The organism is Methanococcus voltae (genome assembly GCF_017875395.1).
Classification (GTDB): Archaea; AGJL01; Methanococci; order Methanococcales; family Methanococcaceae; genus Methanococcus; species Methanococcus voltae_C.
Genome location: NZ_JAGGMO010000002.1, coordinates 336,252 through 362,778 on the forward strand (window position 1 = coordinate 336,252; position 26,527 = coordinate 362,778).

Genomic DNA, 26,527 nt, shown 5'->3' on the forward strand with positions numbered 1-26,527 from the left:
GATAATAATAACAATAAGAAAAATAGTATAAATTTATAGTTGAATAATTAATTAAATTTTAATTAATAATTATTCTTCTTTTTCTGCTTTTTCGTTTTTCTTGTATTCCATGTATCCACATTTACCGCATGCGAATCTGTTTAAGTGTTCTGCCATAAATACGCCTTCTCCACATTTAGGGCATGATTTTTTTAATCTTTCTACTTTTTCGCCATCAATTTTGTAGTAATCTGACTTTTTTGTTTTTTGTGCCATAATTATTCCTCCTTTAAATACATAATTAAGTACTGGTTGTTTAATAGCTATTCGGCTAATTTAATTAGTTATTATTTAATTATTATTAATTTTAATTATTAGTTATTATTTAATTATTCTTGAGCTTCTTCTGCTTCTTCAACAATCTTGTTTTTCTCAATGATTGATTTCTTTTCGATTGAGTTCATAGCTTCTTCGCTTTCGTAAATTTTAGCATATCCTTTTGCTTCCATTGTACCGAATTCTTGTGCTAATTCATCAATTACTAACAATTGTTTGTTTGCGTTTAAAATAGCAACTAATTTCATTTTAACATCTTTTACTGCAGGTGTAGCACCTTCGTATGTTAATGCAAATTTTACTTCTTTTCTACCTAATAAAGGGTTGTTTTTTTCTGAAACTACTTTTATTTCCATGATTTCACCATAAATTATTTTTATATATCTTATGTTCTAATTTTCTAAATTTTATATAAGACAGATATTTTATATTTTATTAGCATTTGCTTAGAATATACGAAATATCTTAATCAATTAGCATTATAATATAAAACAATATCATATGATAAGTACTACATACGTACTACATACTACCTTAAGATATTTAAATATTAAGTCGTAATAGTCGATAGATGAATAGTAGGATAATCAAATTATTATATCATTATAATTTTTATATCACAATATATTGTAATCCATATTCCATAACAATATACGATTATTTATAGTTATTTATTAATTATTATTGATTATAGGAAAAATATTACAATCCAATAATTGATTATTTCCAATTATGAAATTATTTTTTTATGCCAATATCTTGTTTAAATTAAATAAAATCCTTTATTATAACTATTTTCATAATTAATATAATTATAAATTATAATTATTAAAAAGGACTTTGCCTAAATTTAAAAAGAATTTCATTAACATAGTGTTTTAATTCTTCCGTTATCTTAACAACTACTACTCCTTCGTCCGGTTGACCATAGAATATATAGCAACCTGTTGGAAAGTATTTTATTACAGGAATTGTTAATAAATCCTCTTCTCCTGTAACTATTAAAGCTACTTCTCTATCATCTATGTCAGATAAGTATTTAATTATTTCCATTGATGTTTGAGATATAGTACCTGCAGGGTTATCAACATTGTATACTTTTTTAAATGTGTGAGGGATATCTACCGGTATATCTCTCTTGGTTTTAAAATCCAAAATTGATAAATTAGGAATTACCCCATACTCTACAAGGTTTTTAGTAGTAACGTCACCAATTGCAATTATTAAATTGTTATCTGATACAGATATATCTTTTTTAAAGACTTCAGGAATATTAGGATATAATTTACCTAAAGGCTTTTTCAGTAAAGGTTGTACTTCTTCAGTTACTATGTAATTACACATAAAATCACAAGATTGTTAATATATTTTATTGATTGTTGGTTATTATTATTATTATTATTATTATTATTATTATTATTAAATTATCAATTACTAATTTAGTATTTATTAACTTAGTAATTCTATTGACTTATATTACTTATTTTACAGATAACGCATATTTGCCTTTAATATCTTTTTGAGCTATTTTAGCAACTTCTGAATGTACGGGGTCTAATATGATTAATAAACCTCTGATATTTTCAGATGTTTCATTTTGACATATTGGGCAAAAATCGTCATGAGTGATATAATTACATTTTAAGCATGCTTTTAATCCTTTTCTTGCCATGTTTGTCCTCCTAACACTGATTATTGATAATTATTGATAATATTGTAAGTTATTTGGTTATATAAAAGATAAAACTAATCGTTAGTAAAATATTTAAAATAATATATAATAATCCATAGAATTCTATAGGTATATTAAAAATTAATTTTATATTTATTTGAATTATTAGTTAATATAAATTTAAATCATTATTTTAAATAATCACTGTCTGAATTTTTTTATTTTTATTTTTATTTTTTAATATTTTTTAGCATAACTTACTATTTTATTCTGCATTTTCCATTGCTTCTAATTTTTCTTCTTCGAGCCATTCTAATTTACCGAGTGCTGGTTGCCTCATAGTTAAAGCTATTTTGCTACCTCTTTTTCTGTCCTCTTTCAAGCTGACTGCAACAATTCTTGCTCTTACCTTGTCACCTTTTTCAAGAACTTTTCCGGTCTCTTTTCCTATAATAGCTTCTCTTTGTGGGTCGAATGCAACATAATCATCCATAACTTGTGAAATGTGTATTAAACCATCTAAAGGTCCAAGTCTTATGAAAGCACCAAACTCAACAATATCAACAATTTCACCCTCAATTATTTCGTGAACTTCTGGTTCGTAAGTGAGAATGTCAAACGTGGTATCGTGGTATGCTGCACCATCGCCGTATATGATATCTCCTTCAGATATCTGGTCAATGTCTTCAATTGCTAAAATGAAGCCAAGGTCTTTGTCCAATATTCCTTCGTATTTTTCCATTAAAACCTTTTGAACATTTTCTTTCAAAGGATTTCCGAACATTTTTGGAGGAATTCTTATTGTATCTTCAATAGTTAATATTTTGTACATGTAAACACCTCTCTCTTCTAAAAGCCTGGGCATAAAATAAAGAGCATTATTTTTGAGATTCATCAATTTATAGTTTAAGTTTATAATTCACAATCTAATAAGGTATAATGAAATATAAGATTAAAGATTAATAGTTAATAAAAGTATTCGATAAACTTTAATTAATTTAATTAATTAAATATAAAACAGTATCGATAATACATCATCGGTAATATCATAACTATATAATAATTTTATAATATATAAATACCATACCTAAAAATATATTGAAAAATAAAAATCAAAGGAATATTAAAAATATCCGATAATTCAAATATTTAGTAAAATAAATCAACGAAACATTTATATACTATGGGTGCTATCCTATAGTATGCTCTTGTGAGTTAGTGAAGTAAAACAGAAAGCAAGATGCCCTAACGAATTAGAAATTAGTTCGATTTTTAAAATGGGCCCGTGGCCTAGTCTGGATACGGCACCGGCCTTCTAAGCCGGGGATCGGGGGTTCGAATCCCTCCGGGTCCGCTCTTTACTTAAATAAAATATACATGAAACTATTATAAAATTGTAAATATTACCGAATACGGACTTTTAGCTAACGCTATGAAATATAGTGTATATTGCTCCAGTGGTGTAGTCCGGCCAATCATGCGGGCCTTTCGAGCCCGCGACTCGGGTTCAAATCCCGGCTGGAGCACTTTTTTTATAAACGATTTTTAAATTCATATATTTAAATATTTTATTTTTTATTATTAATACATTGTTGTATTATATAATTACAATATTATTGTAATTTATAGGGCATAATACATATTATTAGAATTAATTTTCATTTGATGAGTAATGTTTATTTTAGCAATAAATCAAAAATTAACAAGATTTTAGCATTTTTTTAAAAAATTTTATGATTTTACAATAATCTATAAATATAAAATTTAATATACTCCATAGAGAAATACATTAAATCTATATATTTAGATAATATTTATTAAGATAATAATTACTAATTGCCGTAAGAATATTGACAATAAAGTTGGCGAGTCATAAACTAAAAGTTTACTCAAAGGCAGTTGGTCACATTTAATACTAGAGATAAATTATATTTTATTACGAAGTTGTTATTGCCGTCAGACCAAAGGCAGTTGGTCGTTAATTATAAATCACATAATAAGAAATTATGAAATAATAACTTAAATCATAAAAATATTATTGATATTAATAATAACATTCAAATCATTTATTATATGTTCATAACTACAACTATATTTAAAAAATATATCATTATTGACTATTACAATTTGATTTATAATTGATTAATCAAATTATCACATTTGACTTAATTATCCATATTAATGACGACTAAATCCTATTACTAATAGATTATATTTAGAGGGATAAAATGGTTAAAACCGTAAAAATAACAGACACTACTTTTAGAGATGCTCACCAATCTTTAATGGCTACTAGATTAAGACTTGCTGATATGTTGCCAATTGCTGAAAAAATGGATGAGATAGGCTTTTATTCAATGGAAGTTTGGGGAGGGGCAACCTTCGATTCTTGTATAAGGTTTTTAAACGAAGACCCATGGGAAAGATTACGAGAATTAAAAAAGAAAATAACAGAAACACCCTTGCAGATGTTATTAAGAGGTCAGAATTTAGTCGGATATAGACATTATTCAGATGACGTCGTTGAAAAATTTGTGCAAAAATCCGTTGAAAATGGTATCGACATCATACGTATATTTGATGCACTTAATGACGTAAGAAATTTGGATTACCCAATAAAAGTTGCAGTTGATTGTGGTGCTACTGTTCAGGGTGCTATATCATATACTACAAGCCCAGTTCATACTATAGACCAGTATATAGAACTTGCAAAAAAATTCGAAGAACTTAAATGCGATTCAATTTGTATTAAAGACATGGCAGGATTATTAACACCATTTGATGCAAAAGAATTAATTAAAAGACTTAAGGAAGAAGTATCAATACCTATCGACTTACACAGCCACTGTACTGCAGGTATTGCACCAATGACTTATATTACATCAGTTGAAGCAGGAATTGATATATTAAATTGTGCAATTTCACCATTATCAATGGGTACATCACAACCACCTATTGAGAGTATCGTAGCATCATTAAAAGGTACTGAATATGATACAGGATTAGATTTAGTTGCTTTAACAGAAATTAGAGACTATTTTGATGAAATTAGGAACAAATACAAATATTTAATAAATCCGATATCTGAGAGAGTTGACGCTAGAATCTTAAGATACCAAGTTCCAGGCGGTATGCTATCTAACTTAGTTTCACAGTTAAAAGAACAAGGTGCTATCGATAAGTTCGAAGAAGTTTTAAACGAAATACCGAACGTAAGAAAAGATTTAGGTTACCCGCCATTAGTAACACCGACATCTCAAATCGTGGGTACACAAGCTGTTATGAACGTTTTAACTGGAGAAAGATATAGAATTATCACAAATGAAGTTTCCAACTACGTTAGGGGATACTACGGAAAAGCTCCTGCGCCAATGGATAGAGACTTAATTAAAAGAGTATTAAAAACTGGCGAAAAACAGATCGAATGTAGACCTGCAGATTTACTCGAACCAGAATACGAAAAAAGAGCTAAAGAAGCTAAAGAAAAAGGTCTTATTAGAAGTGAAGAGTACGCAATTGAAGATATATTAACATACACATTATATCCACAAGTTGCTGTTAAATTCTTAAGAGGAGAAGCTAAGGAAGAGCCTATCCCTGAAGAAAAAGAAGTTTCAAAATTCTCTGAAATACCTACTCAATACGTTGTAGAAGTAGATGGTGAAGCTTACGAAGTTAAGGTTGAACCTGTTTATGGTACAGAATATAAAAAGCCTAGAGAAGAAAAAATAGATTCTCAAACAGAAGGTGCTGTAAACTCACCATTTAGAGGAATGGTTACTAAAATCAACGTTAAAGAGGGGGCAGAAGTAAAAGCAGGCGACACAATCGTAACTTTAGAAGCTATGAAAATGGAAAACCCTGTTGAATGCCCTGTTGATGGAAAAGTTGAAAAAATTATCGTTCACGAAGGTCAATCAGTTAGTGTTGGCGATATTTTAATGATTGTTAAATAAATAATACGTTAATTTAAATTTGTAATATAATAATAAAAATAATAAATAGAGTATGTTGAAAAATAAAATAGAATAAAATAAAATCCTAAAATTAAAACAATAAAAACAATATATTCTTATTTAATATTCTATAATTGTGTGAAATCATGTTTAAAAAAATTCTTATTGCAAATAGGGGAGAGATAGCAGTTAGAATTATCCGAGCCTGTAAGGAATTGGATATCAAAACTGTTGCGGTTTATTCCGAAGCTGATGAACATTCATTATACACTGCCCTTGCTGACGAATGTTACAGCATTGGAGAAGCTCCGGCTTCTAAGAGTTACTTAAATTATGAAAAAATTCTTAAAATTGCTGAAAAAGCGGGTGTTGATGCTATTCACCCAGGATATGGTTTTTTATCCGAAAATTCAAAATTCGCCGAAGAATGTGGTAATAGAAACATTGAATTTATCGGACCCCCAATAAGAGCTATTGAACTTATGGGTAGCAAAATTAATGCTAAAAAAACCATGAAAACAGCGGGTGTTCCAGTATTACCTGGTCGAGAAGAACCTATTGAAGATGAACAAGAAGCAATAAAGATTGCAAAAGAAATTGGATATCCTGTAATCATTAAAGCCTCTGCAGGTGGTGGAGGTATTGGGATGAGTGTTGCTAATGACGAAAGCGAATTAGTTGACACAATTCAGTCTACAAAATCCATTGCTCAAAGTGCTTTTGGAGATTCAACAATATTTATTGAAAAGTATCTTGAAAAACCAAGACACATTGAAATTCAGATATTGGCTGATAAACACGGTAATGTCATCCACTTAGGAGATAGGGAATGTTCTATCCAAAGAAGACACCAAAAAGTTATCGAAGAAGCCCCGTCTCCAATTATGACCCCCGAATTGAGGGAAAAAATGGGGGACGCTGCAAAAATTGCTGCTAAATGTATCGATTACTACAGTGCAGGTACTGTTGAATTCCTATACAATAACGGAGAATTCTATTTCTTAGAGATGAATACTCGTGTTCAAGTTGAGCACCCTATCACTGAAATTATCACAGGCGTAGATATTGTCAAGGAACAGATAAAAATAGCATATGGAAATAAACTTCCATACGAACAAAAGGACATAACCTTTAAAGGACACGCCATAGAGTGCAGAATTAATGCTGAGGATTCGGTAAACGACTTCATTCCATCTCCGGGAAAAATCAAACATTACAGATCACCAGGTGGACCCGGTGTAAGACTTGATAGTGGTGTGTACGGCGGTGCAGAAATTCCTCCCTATTATGACTCAATGATTGCCAAATTGATAACCTTTGGTAAAAATAGAGAAGAAGCAATCGTTAGAATGAGAAGAGCACTTTCAGAGTACATGATATTTGGAATTATATCAAATATACCATTCCATAAGTCAGTATTAGAAGAGCAAGATTTCTTAGATGGTAAATTATCAACACATTATATTGCAGAGCATGAAAAAGGACTTCATGATAAAACTTTGGATTATGCTGTTGAAATTGCCTACGAAGAAAAAAGGTTCATTGAAAAAGTATTTAGGGACGATAAAAAGACTGTGGCACTCGTAGGTGGATTAAGCGCTTACATAACTAATCTTAAAAATAAAGATAAAAAACAATATTGTCCTAAAGAAAACGAGTAAAATTTTAATTACCATTAATCTTTTACCGTATTTTATTTTACGTTATTTTATCTTACATTTCTTTTAATAAATTTTTAGTTTAATAAATTTTAAATATAGAAAGATTTATATATTATGTTAAATTTTATATATATTAGATTTATTGTTTTATAAACTACATGCGTTTGATACTTAGTGTATTGAGTCTGTGGTCTAGTTGGCTATGACATCGCCTTGACTCGGCGAGGATCGGGAGTTCAAATCTCTCCAGACTCACTTTTATTTTTTGAAAGACTTGATTATTTTAATAAAATTTTTAAAATTTTTAGTGATTTTTTAATTAAATTTTTATATTTTAAAAGCTATTTTATAATTATATAATATTGTTGATATATCGTTAGCATATTACGGATATGTTATAGGCGTATATTAGAAAGGAATTAAGAGGATACTATGGGATTTTCGCAAGTTGTAGGAATTTCTGGTCTTATTATTATATTATTAGCTTCATTATCTATGATATTTATAACAACGGACCACAATTTTGAAAAGGTTATGAATTCACAGAATGAACACTATGATAATATAATTATAAAAAATCATGAAAAAATCTTGATTAACAGTGCTAAAATTGATTTGGGGGATAGCAATAATCTTATAGTAAATATTACTAATACGGGAAACACCGTTATAGAAATTGAAAAATTATCGGTTCTAAAAAATGGCATATATTACACAGTTAATATAAGTAGTGGGTATATTGCACCAAAAGAAAGCGAGAAAATAACTATATATGATATTAAAGCAAATATTGCCGATAAATTAAGTATTGTATCAGAACACGGCTATATGGATAGTGCTACAATAAGTTAATATCTTTTTTATTTATTTTCTTTAGTTTTTTATTATTTTTTATATTTTATATTTTATATTTTATCTTATTTTTTTAGTTTTAATTTATTATTTAATTTATTATTTGTTTTAACCGTAATAACCATTTTAAATTTTATAAGATAATAATTATATATATTAAAAATAGTAATAGATTGTATGGTAAATTATTATTAAGCTTATATGGTGATATTATGGAAAAAATGCAAAGAAAGGCTAACTTATTAACTACTGCATTAGCATATACTAACGGACCATTACATTTAGGTCATGCAAGAAGTACATACATTCCTGCGGATGTATATAGAAGATTTTTAAAATTAAAAGGTGAAGAGGTCTACCACATTGGTGGTACTGATAACCATGGTGTTCCTATCACCCTTACTGCTGAAAAAGAAGGGGTTACACCATTAGACATTGTTACAAGATATCACAATGCGATTAAAGCCGATTTAGATACTTTAAACGTAGAATTTGATAACTTCGGACAAACACATAGTGATGTACATATTGAAACTTCCCAAGAATTCTACAAAGAATTAAAAGAAGCTGGATACATCTACGAAAAAGAGATTGAACAATTTTACTGTCCAAAATGTGATAAATACCTTGCAGATAGATACGTAGAGGGATTATGTCCATTTTGTGGCGGTGAAGCAAGAGGTGACCACTGTGAAGTTTGTGGTAGACACCTTGAACCTATAGAATTAAAAGAACCGTACTGCGTACACTGTAATTCAACACCAGAATTAAAAAAGTCAACACATTACTTCTTTAAATTAAGTGCTTTAAAAGATGAATTAATTAAATACCTTAACTCAGCTGAAAAAATGCCGGAACACGTTAAAAACCTTGCACTAAACTGGGTTAATGAATTACACGACTGGGACGTTTCAAGAAATTTAAAGTGGGGCGTACCAATTCCAGGTTGTGACGACCAAGTAATGTACGTATGGTTAGAAGCTCCTATCGGCTACATTTCGTTCAGTAAAGCCTTAGGCGATAAATGGGAAATTCTTTGGAAAGAAAATAAAGAAGACGAAGAAAGTGAAAATAAAAAAGAAAGTGAAATAATTCACTTTATTGGAAAAGATATTACTGTGCACCACGCAGTATTCTGGCCTGGAATGTTAGAAGGTATTAATAAAGTAAATGGCTATAAAATGCCTACTGCTGTTGTAAGTGGCGGATACCTCACATTAGAAGGTAGAAAAATGAGTACCAGTAAAAATTGGGTTGTATGGGTTTCTGACTTCGTTAAAAACTTTAACACCGATTACTTAAGATATTTCTTACTTGCAAATGCACCACTTTACAGAGATACAGACTTTTCATGGGATGAATTCCAAAAAAGAGTTAATACAGAATTAATTGATAATATCGGTAACTTTACACACCGTTCATTAGTATTTGCAAACAGAAAATTCGATAAAGTACCTTTAGTTGATGAAAACAATTTACTCGATGTAGATAAAGCTTTACTTTTAAAATCTGAGGAAACAGTTTCTAAAGTAGATGAATTGATAAGAGTATTTAACTTTAAGGATGCACTTATGGAAATTATCCTTTTAGGAAAAGAAGGAAACGGATACTTCCAATCAAACGAACCATGGGCAATTGAAGATGAAGAAAGACTTAAACAAGTTATTTACACTTGCTGTAAAGTTGTAAAAAGTCTTACTTACTTGTTGTCTCCATTTATGCCTGAAAAAACTTCTGCACTTTTAGATTTAATGAATGAAGAAAATGACTTAGAAGTTAGAGGAAATGAAATTAAAAAGCCAAAAATTTTATTTTCAAAAATTAGCGATGAATCAATTGCAATGATGAAGAAAAAACTTGAAAAATTGATAAAAGCGGAAGAAAAGAAAAATAAAAAAGATGGAAAAAATAAAGATAAAAATAGTAAAGAAGAAGACGGAAAAAACAATACTAATAAAAAAGATGAAAATAAAGGTAATCAAGGAAAAGATAATAAAAATAAAAATGGTGAAAACATGTGCGAAGAAAATACCCTCGTTAGTATTGACGACTTTGCAAAAATCGACTTAAGAGTCGGTAAAATAGTTGAAGTTGAAGAAGTTAAAAGGTCAAAAAAATTATACAAAATTATGGTTGATATCGGAACAGAAACAAGACAAATCGTTTCAGGTTTAAAAGGAGACTACGAAATCGACGATTTAGTTGGTAAAAAAATCATAGTTATTTGTAACTTACAGCCTGCAAAATTGTGCGGTGTTGAATCACAAGGTATGTTATTAGCTGCTGAAGATGATAACCTTGTAAGTTTATTGACTTTAGATAGAGATATTGACCTTGGTTCAAAAATTCACTAAATAAAATGAAATAAAATAAATTTATTTTTTTATTTCTAATTATTATTTTTAACTTTTATTTTTATATTTATTTTAACTTTTATTTTTATATTTATTTTAACTTTTATTTTAATTTTTTATAGCATATTCTTATTATTTTTAAAAACTCGATAGAAAAATGAATATAATACAATATTCATAAATATCTATAGAAATTTTTACCATAATTTATTATCCTATTGTACAATTTCATAAATTATACAATTTAAAAGGCGATTTAATGATTTTAAAAGTAAAATATGTTGATTTAGATATTGAGAAAAATTCTGTTGTAATAAATGAAGAAGATTTAAAGAAAAGTGGCTATAAAGTAGGAGATAGGTTATTTTTAGAAGTACAAGGTATTTCATTAGTTGTAGTCATACACTCCACTAGTACTATTGTAAAACCTGGAGAAGTAGGTATAACTAGACATATTACTTTAAAATTAGATGAAGGACATGAAATAGAGCTAAAACAGGCTATTGTACCAAAATCCATAAAAATCATTAAAAAGAAGCTTAACGGAGAAATTCTCACTACTACTGACATAAATACACTTATTGCAGAGTTAAAGATTAGTAGGCTTTCAAACACTGAAATATCATCATTTGTAGCAGGTAGCTATATAAATGATATGAATATGAACGAAATTGTAGATATGACCAAAAGCATGGCTTCAACCGGTGATTTACTAGATTGGGGTAGGGATACAGTTGTAGATGTTCACAGTATTGGTGGTATTGCAGGGAATAAATACGCGTTGCTTGTTGTTCCCATTGTGGCGGCTGCAGGTGTTAAAATACCTAAAACGTCATCTAGAGCCATTACTAGTGGTGCAGGCACTGCAGATGTACTTGAAGTTGTAACAAACGTTACGCTCACAAAAAATGAGATTATGGACTTAATTAGAGATACTAGCGGTTGCTTAATTTGGGCAGGTGGTATGAGTTTAGCACCAGTTGATGATATGTTTATAAATGTGGAAAGCAGGCTCTCTATTAATCCTAAATGTTTAATGTTATCAAGTGTAATGTCCAAAAAGGTTGCAATGGGTATAAAATGTTTAGTAATTGATATACCTATTGGAGAAGGTGCAAAAGTAAAAACAGAAGCCGAAGCTAGGAAATTAGCAAGTAGTTTTATAGAACTTGGGGAACTGTTGAAAATAAAAGTCGAGTGTATTATTACATACGGTGGTCAGCCATTAGGTAGAGCGATAGGTCCAGCATTAGAAATGAAAGAAGCTTTAGAAGCTCTTGAAAATCCTGAAGAAGCACCGGAAAGCTTAATTGAAAAATCATTATCTATTGCAGGTATACTTTTAGAAATAAGCGGTGCATCCATGAAAGGAGATGGAATGGAAGCTGCAAAAGAAATATTGTACTCTGGCAAAGCTCTTGACAAATTTAGAGAAATAATATACAAACAATACGAGAATAAATTAAAAATAAAGTCAAAAAGTGAAAATTCAGAAAATGTGAGCTTTGATGAAAATTATAATGTAAGTGAAAAATTATTTGAAAATTTAAACTTAAATGTGGATTTAGATTCGGATTCTGATACTTTAGATAAAAATGAAGAAATTGAAGAAATTGAAGAAATTGAAGAAGTTAAAGAAGTTAAAGAAAATTCAGAAAATACTGCTAAAAAAGACAATAAAAATAAAAAAGATAAAAAAGGCAGGAAAAATAAAATTGATGCTAAAAATATTGAAAAAACATATTTAAAAAAATTAAATAATTTGAAATCTGAAGACATAAAAATAGCTAAATACAGCTATGATATAGTTTCCCCTACAAGGGGCTACATTACCAAAGTTTCGAACAAAGGGTTGATAGATGTTGTAAAAGAAGCGGGCGCCCCTTTTGATAAAAAAGCAGGCATCATGCTAAATGTTAAAATTGGAAATAGTGTCAAAAAGGGCGATGTTTTGTATACCGTTTATTCGGATTCTGAAGAAATGCTTAATAACGCCATTACGTTAGCAAGACGTATTTACCCTGTGAATGTAGAAGGTATGATTATCAAAAAAGTCAGTAAATTCTAATTAAAAATTCTAATTAAATAGTAATTATTTTTATTTCTTTATTTTTAATTTATATAATAATATATATTACATTTTTTAAAATATATTATAAAGATATGTTAAACATATATTCATTTGACCCAATGGTATTTCAAAAGTATTTTATAATGTATTTACATAATGTGTCATAATAATTTAATTCGGTGTAAAAATGGATATAATTCAGATTATCGACAAATTTATATATGAACACTATATTTACCCAATAGAAGCAGGAACGGGCTACAATTTAGTCCAAGAATTTACTTACGGGATATTATTATTTGTAATGGTTTATTTATTCTATAGGATAGCTCAAAGATTCCAAATAGAAATTGATGAGAAATTTGCGAAAGTAACAATCGTCTATATCGTATTAATTACACTTATGCGTGCATTAGTGGATGCGGGCGTTATTGAGCGATTATTCTATACTGTTACTCCGGGAATTGTAATATTAATTGGGGCTTACTATTTACTTTCTTTGATTATTTCAGGAGCTTTATTGAAGAAAAAATACCACCTTGGTTCCATAGTAATGGCATTAATCCCGATATTATACTTTGTATATGAATTTGTTCAAAGAATCGTGCATATCGAAGCATTTACTCTTGTAGCAGTAATACTTACAGTATCTTATGTCTTATCGATATTATTGCTAACAAAGATTAAGAAATCAAAGATTGAAAAATTAGATCGGTATACGATATTTTCTCAACTTGTGGATGCCTCTGCCACTTCCGTAGGTATTGCAGTTTATGGTTATTGGGAACAACATCCCGTACCAAGATTCTTTATGGATTTACTTGGCCCGTATGTCATGATACCTTTAAAATTAATCGTAGTTGTACTCGTATTAGAGTTATTTAATAGGGAAGTTGAAAATAAAAATCTTAGAAATATCTTAAAAATAGCGGTATTATCGTTAGGATTAGCACCAGGTCTTAGAAACTTGTTTAGAACCATTATGGGAGTCTAACATAATCGTTCCATAAGAATATTAATATCAATACCGAGATTAATTAAAAGTAAATATAATAAATAAAAAATAATAATTACCATATATAATTAATATGTAAAGATAATAAGCACTGATGAAAATGGAAAAAGGCGATTATATGAGTTATGGAATGGATATCGAGGGAATGGAAATTATCGAAAGAACCATGGATTATGATGAATTAGTTGATTATGCAGAAGAATATGTTGATGAAGGAGATTATGTGGAAGTTTATTTTGGGCGTGCGCATGTTGAAGGTACTATTGAATCCATTACTGCCACCCACTACAGAATAGATACCCATCATGACAGTATGGGGTTATTAGAATTTGATTTAAGGGATGTAGAAGAAGATTTATTGGAATTTGTACACGTACCAGAATCTGAAACTAAAAGAATTGTAATATCTATATTGTAAAATTCCTTTTTTATTTTTTTATTTTTTATTAGTTTTATTATTTTATTCTTTTTTATGTACTTCTTATTTATTACTTATTTTATGTTATTTTATGTTATTTTATGTTATTTTATGTTATTTGTTTTGTTTTGTTTTGTTTTTCTATTTTTAATTTTTTATTACCATTATTGGTATCTTAAATAATATTCATACTGCTAATATAGGATATTAAAAATTTAATAGGTCATATGTTTTTATGAATAAATAACAAGTTTTTTAAATAAGATATCAATATATTTATTATAATAAATTTAACGAGATATAACTTCATAAAAAACTCATAAATAATGCCGAATTAAGGTTTTTCAAGTTAATATCAATTAATAATGTCCATAGATATTGGGCATAAAATATTAAAAGTTAAAATTTAAATGTTAAAAATACTCTTGCAAAAATTAATAAATATAATATGATGTAGAAGAGATGAAAGAAGCCCGAAAGGTGAAAATATGGCAGTAATGGGTGCACAAGGTAAAAAACTTGACATTACGTATGGGGATAATGTCATACTAAAATTGATAAATGAAGAGGGGGAATTATTAGATAATGCAATTATGGACGATGAAACCGCCACGTTATTTATAACTCTTTTAAACCAAGGTGTGGTGTTATCCGAAGAAATAAATAGGAAATATAAAAAAGATGGAATTAGATTGCATAAAATACAAGACGTGGGCACTTGTTTTGCAGACGATTGCAGAGTTTCAATTGCAATACTACCTGCAGATGAAAAAAGGACTGCTTCCATATTAATAGGAATACATAAAGAAAACACGCACAACGCATTGATTGTTAAACCTAAAAGAGCTTCATTTATTAGTTTTACAGTTTTAAAAATGTTAATGGAAAATGCAACTATGGAACTCGAATAATAATAGAATACTAAAAATAATATAATAAATTAATAAAAATAAATATCAAAATATAAAATATTATAAGTTATAGTGTAATTTAAAAGTAGAATAACTTAAAAAATTACTAAATCAATCTTTTTTGAATATCTTTTCCGATTAACTCATCAATATCTCTAGATAAAGGACATAATTTAGTATAATCCAAAGCGTAATTTTTACCTGCAGACTCTATATCATCGGGATTTATGAACAAACATTTGTTCATAATTTTTACGGCAAGATAGGGCTCCCCTCCAAAAATTTCGGAAAATTCAACTAATTTCTCAACATCCTCATTAGGTATATACATTTTTTCTTTAGAAGTTGATTTACACTCAAATACAAAATACTTTCCACATTTGCCTGCAACTAAATCAACACCGTGACTTCCTGCACTTCTGATAACTGCAAAACCTTTATTTTCTAAATTTTTTTTTAATTCTCGTTCAAAAGTTGAACCTTTTCGATATTTATTATATGCCATCTTACCGTATCCCCTTTAAAATTTTAAGTATTTTATTATTTAAATTGATAATCGCATAATTTTAAAAAAATAATAGATTTAAGTATTTATTTAATATTTATTTATTTAATATTTATTTATTTAATATTTTTTATTCTATTTTAAGATATACTGTTATTTTATCCATATTTGGTCTATTGTTCCCTATATGAGTCCCTATCACCAATGAAACTAACATTTAAAGCTTCATCGTCATTTGTTAAATGTAATGTCTGAGTAGGGAATGCGAAGTCTATATCTGCCTCTCCAAATTTGGTCATTATTTTTGTGTTTACTTCATCTACGGTTGTAAGGAAGTAATCAAAACCAAATTCTCTAACGAAATACTCAACTCTAATATTTAATGAGAAATTTCCGAATTCCATGAATGAAACTCTGATTGGGTCAACTACTCCGTGGTGCTCATCCAATATATCCTTAATAATTTCCTTGGCCTTTAGCATTTTTTCAGGTGTTGTACTATAAGTAACCCCGATTGTCGTTTTTACCTGCCTTTTTCGTCTTGCAGAGTAGTTTTCAACCTCTGTTTTTACCAAATCGCCGTTAGGTACTGTTATAATAGTATCACCAAAAGTTCTAACTTTGGTACTCCTGATACCTACTTCTTCGACGACACCTTCTCCACCACCCCATTTTATCCAGTCGTGTATTAAAAAGGTCTTATCGGAAATTATGATTAATCCGCCCAAAAAGTTTTCAAGCGTATCTTGGGAAGCCAATGCTACTGCTAAACCACCTATACCTATACCAGCAAGTAGTGCAGATATGTCCACCTGTAAATTGGCAAGCATTAATAATATACCCCCAATAACAATGAAGATTTTCAATAATTTCCTTACTGGTGGTATAATCTGGTCATCCAATTTACTTTCCGATTTTTCAGCTCTTGGAATAATCCAATAGACGAAAACATCGTCAACAAATTTTAGAGTGAATATTAGTAAAGCTAAGATATAAACTACATTTATACTCTCATTTAACAATGTTATCAACTGTGGCGTTAAATTAAGGCTTAACATACCGTATTTAAAGAATACTGCAAATACTACAATCATAAGTGGTAATTTTACCGCGTCAATTACAACGTCATCCCATACGGTTTTTGTTTTTCCCACTAATTTTTTAGCATATTTTTCAATTAATATTTTCAACACTTTTCCAGCGATTACGCCCAAAATAATATACACTAAAAACATTACATACTCAAATATCGTATTTCCAAAAATCATATAGTTCAAATAATCCATAATATCACACAAATGTCGATTTTGGTTAGGCTTATTTAATAATTTATAGGTTTATTATTATATATTTATTTCTTTATCCCCATATGATTGTATTGTTTATTTTAGATTCTGTATTTATACATATTTATTTAAGAATATTATATGAATTAAATTGTCCAATAATCAATTAGTCGCCCGTATGTAATAATATAAATAATTAATTTATCAAATAGAAAACTATGTATATTTTTATAGTGAATGTAGAAATACGATTTAAAAATACGATTCAATTTACAGTATAATTTTTAAAATCATCAAATGGCTAAATGGCCAAATTACCCTTCAAATTAAATTTATTATATATTAAATATTGAATATTATGTATTGAATATTGAATATTATGTATTAGATTAAATTTCGAATCGTAATATAAAAATAAAAAAGTAATTAAATACAATGTGATAGTTATGGTCGTAAAAAAAGTTTATGGGATCGGCGTTGGTCCAGGTTCTAAGGATATGATAACATTAAAAGCTCAAAAAATTTTAAATAACACTAAAAAATTATTTGTACCAATTTCTAAACACGGAAAAACCTCAGTAGCTTATGAAATAGTTAAAGAATTTTTAAACCCTGAAACTGAAGTTGTAGAATTACTTTTCCCAATGTGTAAAGATGAAATATTATTAAAAAAGCACTGGGATGAAGCAACAGAGCAGATTATTAATTCAGAGGGTGAAGTCTCAATAATCACTATTGGGGATGTAACATTATACAGTACCCTCTCATACGTTTGGCATAGGTTAAAGGACAATAGTATTGACGTAGAGATTTTAAACGGTATATCATCACCTTTCGCTGCAGCTAGTGCTTTAAATATCCCTCTTGTAGAAGGAGATGAAAAATTAGCAATATTGCCTCAAGGAAAAGATTTAGAAAATACTTTAGAACATTTTGACACTGTTGTCATTATGAAAACAAATGATTTGGAAGAGAAACTTAAAAATTGTAAGGAATTAACTAATAATAAGGAAAAATACATGATTGGTATTGTAAATCGTGTAACGTGCGATAATCAAAAAATAGATTTTGGAAAAATGGATGAAATAGATTTTAATTTAGTTAAAGAATATCTTTCATTGGCAATTATCAAAAAAATAAAAGAATAATAATAATTAACATTTAAAATACCATTAGAATATGAAACTATAAAACTGATAGATTTAAAAATGATAGATATAAATATCTAAGTAAATTAATTAATTGATTAAATGAATAAATAAACTAGTATCAAATTACTATTGAAATAGTAAAATAATAATAAAATAATAGTAAAATAATAAAAGTAATAACTAAACAATTGTAGTATAATATAATTATAGCCGGTGTTATGATGAATATGAGAAGTGACAATGTTAAAAAAGGTGTTTCAAGAGCTCCCAATAGAAGTCTATTAAAAGCTTGCGGATACACCGACGAAGAAATAGAAAAGCCATTCATTGGCGTTGTAAACAGCTTTACAGAGGTTGTACCAGGACATATTGATTTAAATAAGGTTTCTGAAGCTGTAAAAAAGGGTATTTACGCTAATGGAGGTACTCCTTTTGAATTTAATACAATGGCCATTTGTGATGGTATTGCTATGGGTCATGAAGGTATGAAATACTCCTTACCATCAAGAGAGTTAATTGCGGATACCGTTGAAAGTATGGCAAAAGCTCACGGCTTTGATGGTTTAGTATTAATACCTACATGTGATAAAATAGTACCTGGAATGATTATGGGTGCTTTAAGATTGGATATTCCATTCATCGTTGTTACTGGCGGCCCAATGATGCCTGGAGAACTTAAGGGTAAAAACTACGACTTAATAAGCGTATTTGAAGGTGTAGGGGAATACACCGTTGGAAAAATTACTGAAAAAGAACTTTTAGAAATTGAAGATTGTGCTTGTCCGGGAGCAGGTAGCTGTGCAGGTTTATTCACTGCAAACAGTATGGCTTGCTTAACTGAAGCTTTGGGTCTTTCACTCCCATTATGTGCCACAACTCCTGCAGTAGATGCCTTAAAAGTTAGATTGGCTAAAAAAAGTGGTATGAAAGTTGTAGATTTAGTAAAAGAAGGAGTAAAACCTACTGACATTTTAACAAAAGAAGCATTTGAAAATGCGATACTTGTTGACCTTGCTTTGGGCGGCTCTACAAATACGACATTACACATTCCTGCAATTGCGAACGAAATAAGCGAGAAATTTATAACTTTAGATGATTTTGACAGACTTTCAGACGCTGTACCTCATATTACATCCATTAGTCCAGGCGGATGCCACTATATGGTAGATTTACATAAGGCTGGAGGTATACCTGCAGTCTTAAAAGTTTTAAAAGACACTATTAGAAATGTTAAAACAGTTTCTGGAGAAACTACCCACGAAATAGCTGAAAAGGTAAAATACTTTGACAAATCAGTTATAAGAAGCGTTGAAGAACCGGTTCACGAAACTGCAGGTTTGAGAGTTTTAAAAGGAAACCTTGCTCCAAATGGGTGTGTTGTTAAAATTGGTGCAGTTAGCCCTAAAATGCACAAACACGAAGGACCCGCAAAGGTTTACAATTCAGAAGAAGATGCAATTACCGCCATATTCAATAACGAAATTGTTAAAGGCGATGTTGTGATTATAAGATACGAGGGACCTGCAGGCGGTCCTGGAATGAGAGAAATGCTTTCCCCAACATCTGCAATTTGTGGAATGGGCTTAGATGATAGCGTAGCTTTAATTACCGATGGTAGATTTAGCGGCGGTAGTAGAGGACCTTGTATTGGGCATATTTCACCTGAAGCACAAGCTGGTGGACCTATTGCTTTAATTGAGAATGGCGACATTATAAAAATTGATATGATTGAAAAATCTATTGATTTACTTGTAGATGAAACAGAATTGGATAAAAGGTTGAAAAATTGGAAAAAGCCTGAGTTAAACGTTAAAGGTTACGTAAAACGATACTCTAAACTAGTTTCGTCTGCAGACGAAGGAGCAGTTTTAAAATAAATTTATAAAAATAATAATAGTAATAATAGTAATAATAATAGTAATGATAGTAATAATAATAGTAATGATAGTAATAGCAATATTAATAACATTAAATTATGATTTTTTCTTTTTTATGAGACTATAATTTAAAACAATAATTTGAAATCAACTATTTTATATAGAATTAAATTAAATCATTTATTCATAATTATAATAATCATTATCTTATCGATGTATTACACATTAAAATTATGGGATACTATGGAAAATAAAAAAAATTTAGAAAACTTCAATAATTTAAACGAACATATTTTAAAAGTGAATAATAGTGAAAATTTTATTGAAAAATTTAGTAACACCAAAAATGCACTTTTTGCGTGTACTATTTCGTCAATAGAAACCACAAAAACCATACCTATTTCTGGAGTAAATGCAAAGGTGATTGATTACACACCTGCTGCAGATATGGAGCTTGTGACATTAGGAAAAAGCATATCCCTGTCTCATCCACCAATAGATGCTACAAATTGCCCTAGTCCTGCTACAATTACTCGTGCAGTTGTAGATTTATTAAATATGCCCTGCATTACTATTGACGCGGGTAGCAATATAAAACCTAAAATACCCCATATACTTGCTGAAAAAGAGCCTACAGGCGATATAAACGTGGGTAAAGGTATTAAAAATTCAAAGCTTTTAGTAGAAAAAGGTAAATTACTAGGTAAAAATTTAACTTGTGACAAATTAATACTTGGAGAAAGTGTACCTGGTGGAACTACTACTGCCATGGGTGTTTTAGTAGGTTTAGGTTACGATGTGAAGGATAAAATAAGTTCAGGCTCTGTAGCAAACCCAAAAGACTTAAAATTAAGTGTTATTCAAAATGGTTTGAACATAATGTACGAAACATTAAACGAAGATACATGTGCAAATAACGATAAAAATAAAAATGAAAGTACTAAGCATGAAAAAATTAAAGCTTCGATTTATGATGTTATGGATGCAGTAGGCGACAATATGTTGGCAATTAACGCGGGTATTTGTATTTCATTAGTTGAAAGAAATATACCTATTTTATTAGCGGGCGGTGGACAAATGGCAGGTGTCTTAGCGGTAATAAAAGAAATAAGTCCTGAAACGCTTGAAAGAGAATTGATAGGTATAAGTACTACGGAATTTGTATATAATGACCATAATGCAGATTTACAGGGGATATTAAACCAAATATGTGTCATACCTACATATATATCCAAATTCGACTATGAAAACTCGTCTGTAGATGGTTTAAGAGCTTACTGTTCGGGTTCCGTTAAGGAGGGCGTAGGTGCTGGGGCTATGGCTACATACGCGTACTTAAATGGATTAAAACCAGAAGATATAAGGAATTACATTGAAAAATACTATTATGAATGGTATAAAGAAATATTGTAATTGATTTATTTAATTTATTAATGAATTGAGATATTAAGTTTGTATATCGTTTGTATGTCAATTGAAATCCGATAATATTTTAAAAATTGGAGTACATAAATTAAAACATAATATTATAAAATTTTATTAAAAAACTTTATTTGGTGACTATATGAAATCAAAAGTTATAATGCTTGCAGATGATGCAAAAACTTCACCTTCTAAGCTTTTTAGATACTTAAATTCATTAGAAGAAGATATTAATGTAAAAGAAACTTGTTTTGGTGCTTTTATAGAGGGGGAAGATGAATTAGTTGATAAAATAGCAGATAAAGTTCGAGATTTGGAAAAAAATAAGATATTTTGTAAAGATAGGGGCTTTCCGATATGGGATAAGAGAAGATGTAGGGCTTTTAGGAAAGGAGGTCCTAGAGAAGGTTTCCACCAACTTGAAGCAGAACATAGGGCTCTAAAAACTATATCTCAAGGTTTAGAAGAATACGAAACTGAAAAATCCACCTACGAAAATGTTCAAGAACTAAAAAAGAAAGTTATGGAAGAATACGAAAAAACCCTTAAAAAGTCTGAAAAAGTTTCTGTAGATACTTTTGCAAAAATTGCCAATGAATTTGAAGCTGACGATAAATCAAAAGTTAAAAAAGATAAAAAAGATAAAAAAGCAGATGATAAGACCAATAAGGAATAATAAAATAAAAAATAGTATGGCATAATATAGTGTCCTATACTATAACACCCTATTGAAATCGATAAATAAAGATTTTAAAGTCTTTTATCAATAATTCTTTTACTTTTTTTCTCACTACGGGGTAATTCTCCAGAATTTACACATTCTACATCAATTTTAATACCGATGAAGTTTTTAAATTTCTTTTGAACTTCTTGCTCTAATTTTAATAAAGTTTTTGAATCAATAATTAATCCTTTTTTTAATTCTACTCTCAAGAGCATATTGTCCCTACCTTCGTTCTTTGTGAGAACTACTTGGTATTCGCTACATAATTCATCTAAACATTCAATTACTTTTTCAATTTGTTGGGGGAATATATTTACTCCTTTAATTTTAATTCTATCGTCTGAACGTCCTAAAATTCTTGAAATCTTTGGATATTTAACACCACAACTACATTTTCCAGTCATTATTTGTGTCAAATCCCCTGTTCTGTATCTAATAAGTGGAGCACCTTCTTTTACGAGTGTTGTTATTACAAGCTCCCCAATTGTTCCGTCCGGCAAAACTTTGCCCGTTATCGGGTCTATTATCTCAAATAACAAATAATCATTCCAGTAGTGTAATCCATTGTGTTCATCACAATCTATGGCTATTCCAGGACCGTAAACTTCAGTTAAACCATAAATATCATACGTTTCCATATTTAGCTCTTTTTCTATCCTATTTCTCATTTTTTCGCTCCATCTTTCAGAGCCGATTATACCTTTTCTAAGGCATATTTTATCAGAAATACCTCTTTTGTGAATTTCTTCTGCTAAAAGTAAGGCATATGATGAAGTAGAGGTTAATACTGTTGATTTTAAATCAACTATCATTTTTAATTGTTTTTCCGTGTTTCCTGGACCCATTGGTATAGTCATAGCCCCCATTTTTTCAGCACCCAATTGGAAACCAATTCCTGCAGTCCATAATCCATAACCTGGTGTTATATGAACCCTATCAGTACTTACGACGCCTGCTACCTCATAACATCTTGACATCATGTCCGTGAATACTTCAACATCTTTCTTCGTATAGGGAATTATAACTGGTTCGCCAGTTGTTCCTGACGTAGAATGGATTCTAACGATTTCTTCTTCAGATACTGCACTCAATCCGAGCGGATAAGCTTTCCTTAATTCTGATTTTGTAGTGAAGGGTAATTTTTGGATATCTTTGAGTGTCTTAATTTCTGAAACTTCGATATCTTTTAATTTTTCTTTATAGAATGTTCCTTTTTTAGCCCTATTTACTAAATCTATCAATAAATCAATCTTTTTTTCCTTCTCATCAATATTTTTATCAATATTTTTATTATCCATCTTATCCCTTTAAATCTTAATAACATTATTAGAATTAATATTCGCATATTTTTCAAAATTATTAATTGCAAATTCTACGGCTTTTAAATTTATATCCTTAATTTTACTTGGCATTTCTTCTTTTATGGTATTATTTAATTCATTTACTGAAAAAGGCAAATAATTATTAAAACATGCGATTGCTATCATCATAATATTCATAGTTTTTAAATTTCCAAATTCTAAAGCCATTTTATTGAAATTACATGATGTTAATGTATTATTTTTATCAAATAGTTCCATAATTTTGATAACTTCCTTTTTAGAATATATTTCATTTTCTGGTGTTTTAGAACTTGAATATATTGGATTACTATTTAATAATACTTTAGCATCCTTATTTAAATACTCATTGTATCGGTAAGCTTCAGCAGGTTCAAAGCCTATTATAACGTTTGCTTGCCCTTTTGGTATTAAAGAACCTTTTCTATAAGAATCTAACCTTAAATTACTTACTACACTACCTCCTCGCTGTGACATTCCGATAGTTTCTGCAGTGCTTATTTTATAACCTTTTCTTAACGCCATAGTTGCGATTAAACGTGATGCTAAAACTATACCTTGACCTCCTACGCCCGATATGATTATATCACATTTTTTCATAGATTACACCCTTAAATAGTTTAAATTAAACTTATTTTTACAATATAATTAGTTATTTATTTTTAATTTAATTTTTAATTTAATTTTTAATTTAATTTTTAATTTATATTATTTTATTTTATTATTATTATTTTTTAAGTACGTCAAATACTTATTTCGTACATTTTTGGATTAATTTCATCCATATATGTACTTATCATGTACTCCGAAAACCCGAATATCACAAATATTGTCGACATATAAAATTATATTTTAGAATACTAATTTTTTAGATAAGGCACCTTTTGGACATATATTAATACATAAACCACAATTTGTACAAGAATCTAAAAGTTCTATACTGTTGTTTAATGAATCATACCTCAATGCAGGGCAACCTATTTCATTTATACATAGCTTGCAGGAATTACATAAATTCTCGTCAATAACCACTTTTAGATTTTTGGCTTTAGATTTTTTAGAGTTAGGTATTTTCTTTGTTACGCAATCTCCTTTAAATATAATTGCAGAAACTCCTTTGTATTCCATTGAACTTTTGCATTCTTTAAGAATATTGTTAAAAACTTCCTCTTGTTCGATATTTGCAAATTTGCTTATATCTATTGTTTGGACGTTTTCCACGTTGCAACTCTTCAAAACTTTTTCAATATCAATTACCTTAGCATTTCCTCTTGCTTTCTGTCCAGTTCCGGGGTGGGGTTGATGACCAGTCATTGCAGTTGTCTCGTTATCTAAAACAACTATTGTAACGTCCGCTTCATTATAAACAGCGTTCACTACCGCAGGTATCCCGGAGTGGAAGAACGTAGAGTCTCCAATAAATGCTATATTCTTAGTATTTGAATTTACCCTACTTAAACCAGTTGCTAAGCTAATTCCTGCCCCCATACACAAACAGGTGTCGGTTGCACTTAAAGGAGGAGTCGCTCCGAGTGTGTAACAGCCAATGTCACCAGAAAATATTGTTTCAATATTTTGTTTTTTAAATTCTTTTGCAACTTTTTTAAAGGCATAAAATGCAATTCTGTGCATACAGCCTGCGCATAATGTTGGTAACCTTACAGGCAGTGTTATTTCTTGTTCCGTGTTTTCCCCATTGCCCATTTTATTTTTATTATAATTATTATAATTATTATTATTATTATTATTATTATTATTATTATTATTATTATTATTACATTCAAATTCAATATCTTCGTTAATTATTTTATTTAGTAATGTTTTAACGATATCTACATTGTATTCTCCACATTTTGGGAATAAATTGTATTTTCCATAAAATTTAATATTATTTAAATTATTATTGTTTGTATTATTAATTGTACTATTATATTTACCAATTAATTTTAACGTATTATCCTCTAAAACCGAGTCTAGCTCTTCTACTGTAACCAATATATCTTTTTTATTATTTTTTATAAAATCTAACACCTTGGATTCAGGGAATGGGTAAGGAGTACTTATTTTTAAAATCTCAATATTATAATTATCTAAAAAATTTTGAAATTCGTCATTCGTTTTGTCTTCTTTTAATATGTTTAACGCTTCTAAAGTATAATAATAAGAAACTCCGGATGTAATAATCCCTAAATTCTTTTTATTATTTTTATTATCAGTATTTTTATTATTGAATATTGTTATGTTGTTAAAATTAGAATTGGAAAAGTCCTCTGCAATTTTCAATTGCTTTTCTTCAAGTATGGGGTGGTTTTTACTTACTAATTTAGGCATTATTGCCCATTTTGGGTCTTTTATAAATCCAATATTGCTTTTTTCAGTTTTTAAGCGTTCTATTACCTCATTGTCCGTGACTTTATCAATTATTACATCGTTATAGCCATGTGATAAACGTGTGGTAGACCGTAAAATAACTGGTGTTTTGTATTTTCCGCTAATTTCATAAGCATATTTCGTTAAATCGTATGCCTCTTGTGCATCACAAGGGTCAAAAACTGGTACATTTGCAAAACTACCATAATGTCTAGTATCTTGCTCTGTTTGTGAAGAATGAGGTGTGGGGTCATCAGTAACTACGATTACTAGCGCTCCATTAGTTCCCAAATATGTTAAACTCATTAAAGGATCAGATGCTACATTTAAACCGACTTGTTTCATCGTTACGATTGTATTGGCACCCGAGTAAGATGCCCCGATTGCATTTTCGAGTGCTACTTTTTCATTTGTGGACCATTCGACGTATATTGTAGTGTCGTTATTATTATCGTTAGTATTGTCGTTATTTATTTTATCCATACGGTTAACTTCTTTTATTATTGTTTCCATAACTTCTGTAGAGGGGGTTCCTGCATAACCGGTTGCTACGGATAAATTTGAATGAATGGCTCCCAAAGCTATTGCTTCATTTCCCATTAAAAATTTTTGTTCCTTAAGTGTTTT

Annotated in this window: 22 protein-coding genes and 2 tRNA genes; 14 read left to right on the forward strand and 10 right to left on the reverse strand. The window is 29.3% G+C overall.

Translation table 11 applies throughout. The features are described 5' to 3' along the window. Nucleotides 1-69: 69 nt before the first annotated feature. From J2127_RS03900 to J2127_RS03920, 5 genes are all read right to left on the reverse strand, one after another. A complete protein-coding gene (locus tag J2127_RS03900; RefSeq protein ID WP_209732240.1) occupies nt 70-255 on the reverse strand; it encodes a 30S ribosomal protein S27ae in 186 nt (61 codons plus the stop codon). A 113-nt stretch (nt 256-368) separates the two neighbouring features. Beyond that, the gene (locus J2127_RS03905; protein ID WP_209591061.1) at nt 369-671 is read right to left on the reverse strand and encodes a 30S ribosomal protein S24e; all 303 of its coding nucleotides are present in this window, start codon (nt 669-671) and stop codon (nt 369-371) included. 472 nt (nt 672-1,143) lie between these two features. Beyond that, complete coding sequence (locus J2127_RS03910; protein WP_209732241.1) at nt 1,144-1,659, reverse strand: GTP-dependent dephospho-CoA kinase family protein; 516 nt, start codon at nt 1,657-1,659, stop codon at nt 1,144-1,146. A gap of 136 nt (nt 1,660-1,795) precedes the next feature. Continuing rightward, nucleotides 1,796-1,987 carry a transcription elongation factor subunit Spt4 gene (gene spt4, locus J2127_RS03915; RefSeq protein WP_209732242.1) on the reverse strand — a complete coding sequence of 64 codons (192 nt, stop codon included), beginning with the start codon at nt 1,985-1,987 and terminating at the stop codon, nt 1,796-1,798. A 265-nt stretch (nt 1,988-2,252) separates the two neighbouring features. Beyond that, entirely contained in the window at nt 2,253-2,819 is a 567-nt protein-coding gene (locus J2127_RS03920; RefSeq protein WP_209732243.1) for a DNA-directed RNA polymerase, read from the reverse strand. 447 nt (nt 2,820-3,266) lie between these two features. Here J2127_RS03920 and J2127_RS03925 point away from each other — a divergent pair. The 10 genes from J2127_RS03925 to J2127_RS03970 all read left to right on the forward strand — a co-directional run bounded on the left by J2127_RS03925 (nt 3,267) and on the right by J2127_RS03970 (nt 15,225). Further along, nucleotides 3,267-3,341: transfer RNA gene (locus tag J2127_RS03925), tRNA-Arg, on the forward strand. A 97-nt stretch (nt 3,342-3,438) separates the two neighbouring features. Beyond that, a tRNA-Glu gene (locus tag J2127_RS03930) sits at nt 3,439-3,513 on the forward strand. 702 nt (nt 3,514-4,215) lie between these two features. Further along, entirely contained in the window at nt 4,216-5,943 is a 1,728-nt protein-coding gene (gene oadA / locus J2127_RS03935; protein ID WP_209732244.1) for a sodium-extruding oxaloacetate decarboxylase subunit alpha, read from the forward strand. Between the two features lie 146 nt (nt 5,944-6,089). Then, nucleotides 6,090-7,604 (forward strand): acetyl-CoA carboxylase biotin carboxylase subunit, encoded by a 1,515-nt coding sequence (locus J2127_RS03940; RefSeq protein ID WP_209732245.1) that lies wholly within the window; start codon nt 6,090-6,092, stop codon nt 7,602-7,604. Between the two features lie 432 nt (nt 7,605-8,036). Further along, complete coding sequence (locus tag J2127_RS03945) at nt 8,037-8,456, forward strand: hypothetical protein (protein ID WP_209732246.1); 420 nt, start codon at nt 8,037-8,039, stop codon at nt 8,454-8,456. 221 nt (nt 8,457-8,677) lie between these two features. Next, nucleotides 8,678-10,810 (forward strand): methionine--tRNA ligase, encoded by a 2,133-nt coding sequence (gene metG / locus J2127_RS03950; RefSeq protein ID WP_209732313.1) that lies wholly within the window; start codon nt 8,678-8,680, stop codon nt 10,808-10,810. A gap of 259 nt (nt 10,811-11,069) precedes the next feature. After that, nucleotides 11,070-12,878, forward strand: coding sequence for a thymidine phosphorylase (locus tag J2127_RS08470; RefSeq protein ID WP_245326443.1), 1,809 nt, complete (start codon nt 11,070-11,072; stop codon nt 12,876-12,878). Nucleotides 12,879-13,068: 190 nt separating this feature from the next. Next, a complete protein-coding gene (locus tag J2127_RS03960) occupies nt 13,069-13,875 on the forward strand; it encodes a DUF63 family protein (RefSeq protein ID WP_209732247.1) in 807 nt (268 codons plus the stop codon). Between the two features lie 139 nt (nt 13,876-14,014). Beyond that, complete coding sequence (locus J2127_RS03965; RefSeq protein WP_209732248.1) at nt 14,015-14,314, forward strand: DUF2097 domain-containing protein; 300 nt, start codon at nt 14,015-14,017, stop codon at nt 14,312-14,314. A 488-nt stretch (nt 14,315-14,802) separates the two neighbouring features. Continuing rightward, entirely contained in the window at nt 14,803-15,225 is a 423-nt protein-coding gene (locus J2127_RS03970) for a hypothetical protein (protein WP_209732249.1), read from the forward strand. Nucleotides 15,226-15,331: 106 nt separating this feature from the next. Here J2127_RS03970 and hjc read toward each other — a convergent pair whose 3' ends face one another. Both hjc and J2127_RS03980 read right to left on the reverse strand, forming a co-directional pair. Next, nucleotides 15,332-15,730 carry a Holliday junction resolvase Hjc gene (gene hjc, locus J2127_RS03975; RefSeq protein ID WP_209732250.1) on the reverse strand — a complete coding sequence of 133 codons (399 nt, stop codon included), beginning with the start codon at nt 15,728-15,730 and terminating at the stop codon, nt 15,332-15,334. A gap of 173 nt (nt 15,731-15,903) precedes the next feature. Beyond that, the gene (locus J2127_RS03980; RefSeq protein WP_209732251.1) at nt 15,904-17,016 is read right to left on the reverse strand and encodes a mechanosensitive ion channel family protein; all 1,113 of its coding nucleotides are present in this window, start codon (nt 17,014-17,016) and stop codon (nt 15,904-15,906) included. 446 nt (nt 17,017-17,462) lie between these two features. Here J2127_RS03980 and cobI point away from each other — a divergent pair, with 446 nt between their 5' ends. From cobI to J2127_RS04000, 4 genes are all read left to right on the forward strand, one after another. Further along, complete coding sequence (gene cobI / locus J2127_RS03985; RefSeq protein ID WP_209732252.1) at nt 17,463-18,164, forward strand: precorrin-2 C(20)-methyltransferase; 702 nt, start codon at nt 17,463-17,465, stop codon at nt 18,162-18,164. Nucleotides 18,165-18,394: 230 nt separating this feature from the next. After that, nucleotides 18,395-20,044 carry a dihydroxy-acid dehydratase gene (ilvD, locus tag J2127_RS03990; RefSeq protein WP_209732315.1) on the forward strand — a complete coding sequence of 550 codons (1,650 nt, stop codon included), beginning with the start codon at nt 18,395-18,397 and terminating at the stop codon, nt 20,042-20,044. A gap of 243 nt (nt 20,045-20,287) precedes the next feature. Beyond that, on the forward strand, nt 20,288-21,457 hold the full coding sequence (gene cobT, locus J2127_RS03995) for a nicotinate mononucleotide-dependent phosphoribosyltransferase CobT (protein ID WP_209732253.1): 1,170 nt from the start codon (nt 20,288-20,290) through the stop codon (nt 21,455-21,457). Between the two features lie 151 nt (nt 21,458-21,608). Then, complete coding sequence (locus J2127_RS04000; protein WP_209732254.1) at nt 21,609-22,142, forward strand: methanogenesis marker 6 protein; 534 nt, start codon at nt 21,609-21,611, stop codon at nt 22,140-22,142. 74 nt (nt 22,143-22,216) lie between these two features. Here J2127_RS04000 and J2127_RS04005 read toward each other — a convergent pair whose 3' ends face one another. The 3 genes from J2127_RS04005 to J2127_RS04015 all read right to left on the reverse strand — a co-directional run bounded on the left by J2127_RS04005 (nt 22,217) and on the right by J2127_RS04015 (nt 26,500). Continuing rightward, nucleotides 22,217-23,488, reverse strand: coding sequence for a phenylacetate--CoA ligase family protein (locus J2127_RS04005; RefSeq protein WP_209732255.1), 1,272 nt, complete (start codon nt 23,486-23,488; stop codon nt 22,217-22,219). Between the two features lie 9 nt (nt 23,489-23,497). Beyond that, nucleotides 23,498-24,130 carry a 2-oxoacid:acceptor oxidoreductase family protein gene (locus J2127_RS04010; RefSeq protein WP_209732256.1) on the reverse strand — a complete coding sequence of 211 codons (633 nt, stop codon included), beginning with the start codon at nt 24,128-24,130 and terminating at the stop codon, nt 23,498-23,500. A 252-nt stretch (nt 24,131-24,382) separates the two neighbouring features. After that, nucleotides 24,383-26,500 carry a thiamine pyrophosphate-dependent enzyme gene (locus J2127_RS04015; RefSeq protein ID WP_209732316.1) on the reverse strand — a complete coding sequence of 706 codons (2,118 nt, stop codon included), beginning with the start codon at nt 26,498-26,500 and terminating at the stop codon, nt 24,383-24,385. Between the last annotated feature and the right edge of the window lie 27 nt (nt 26,501-26,527).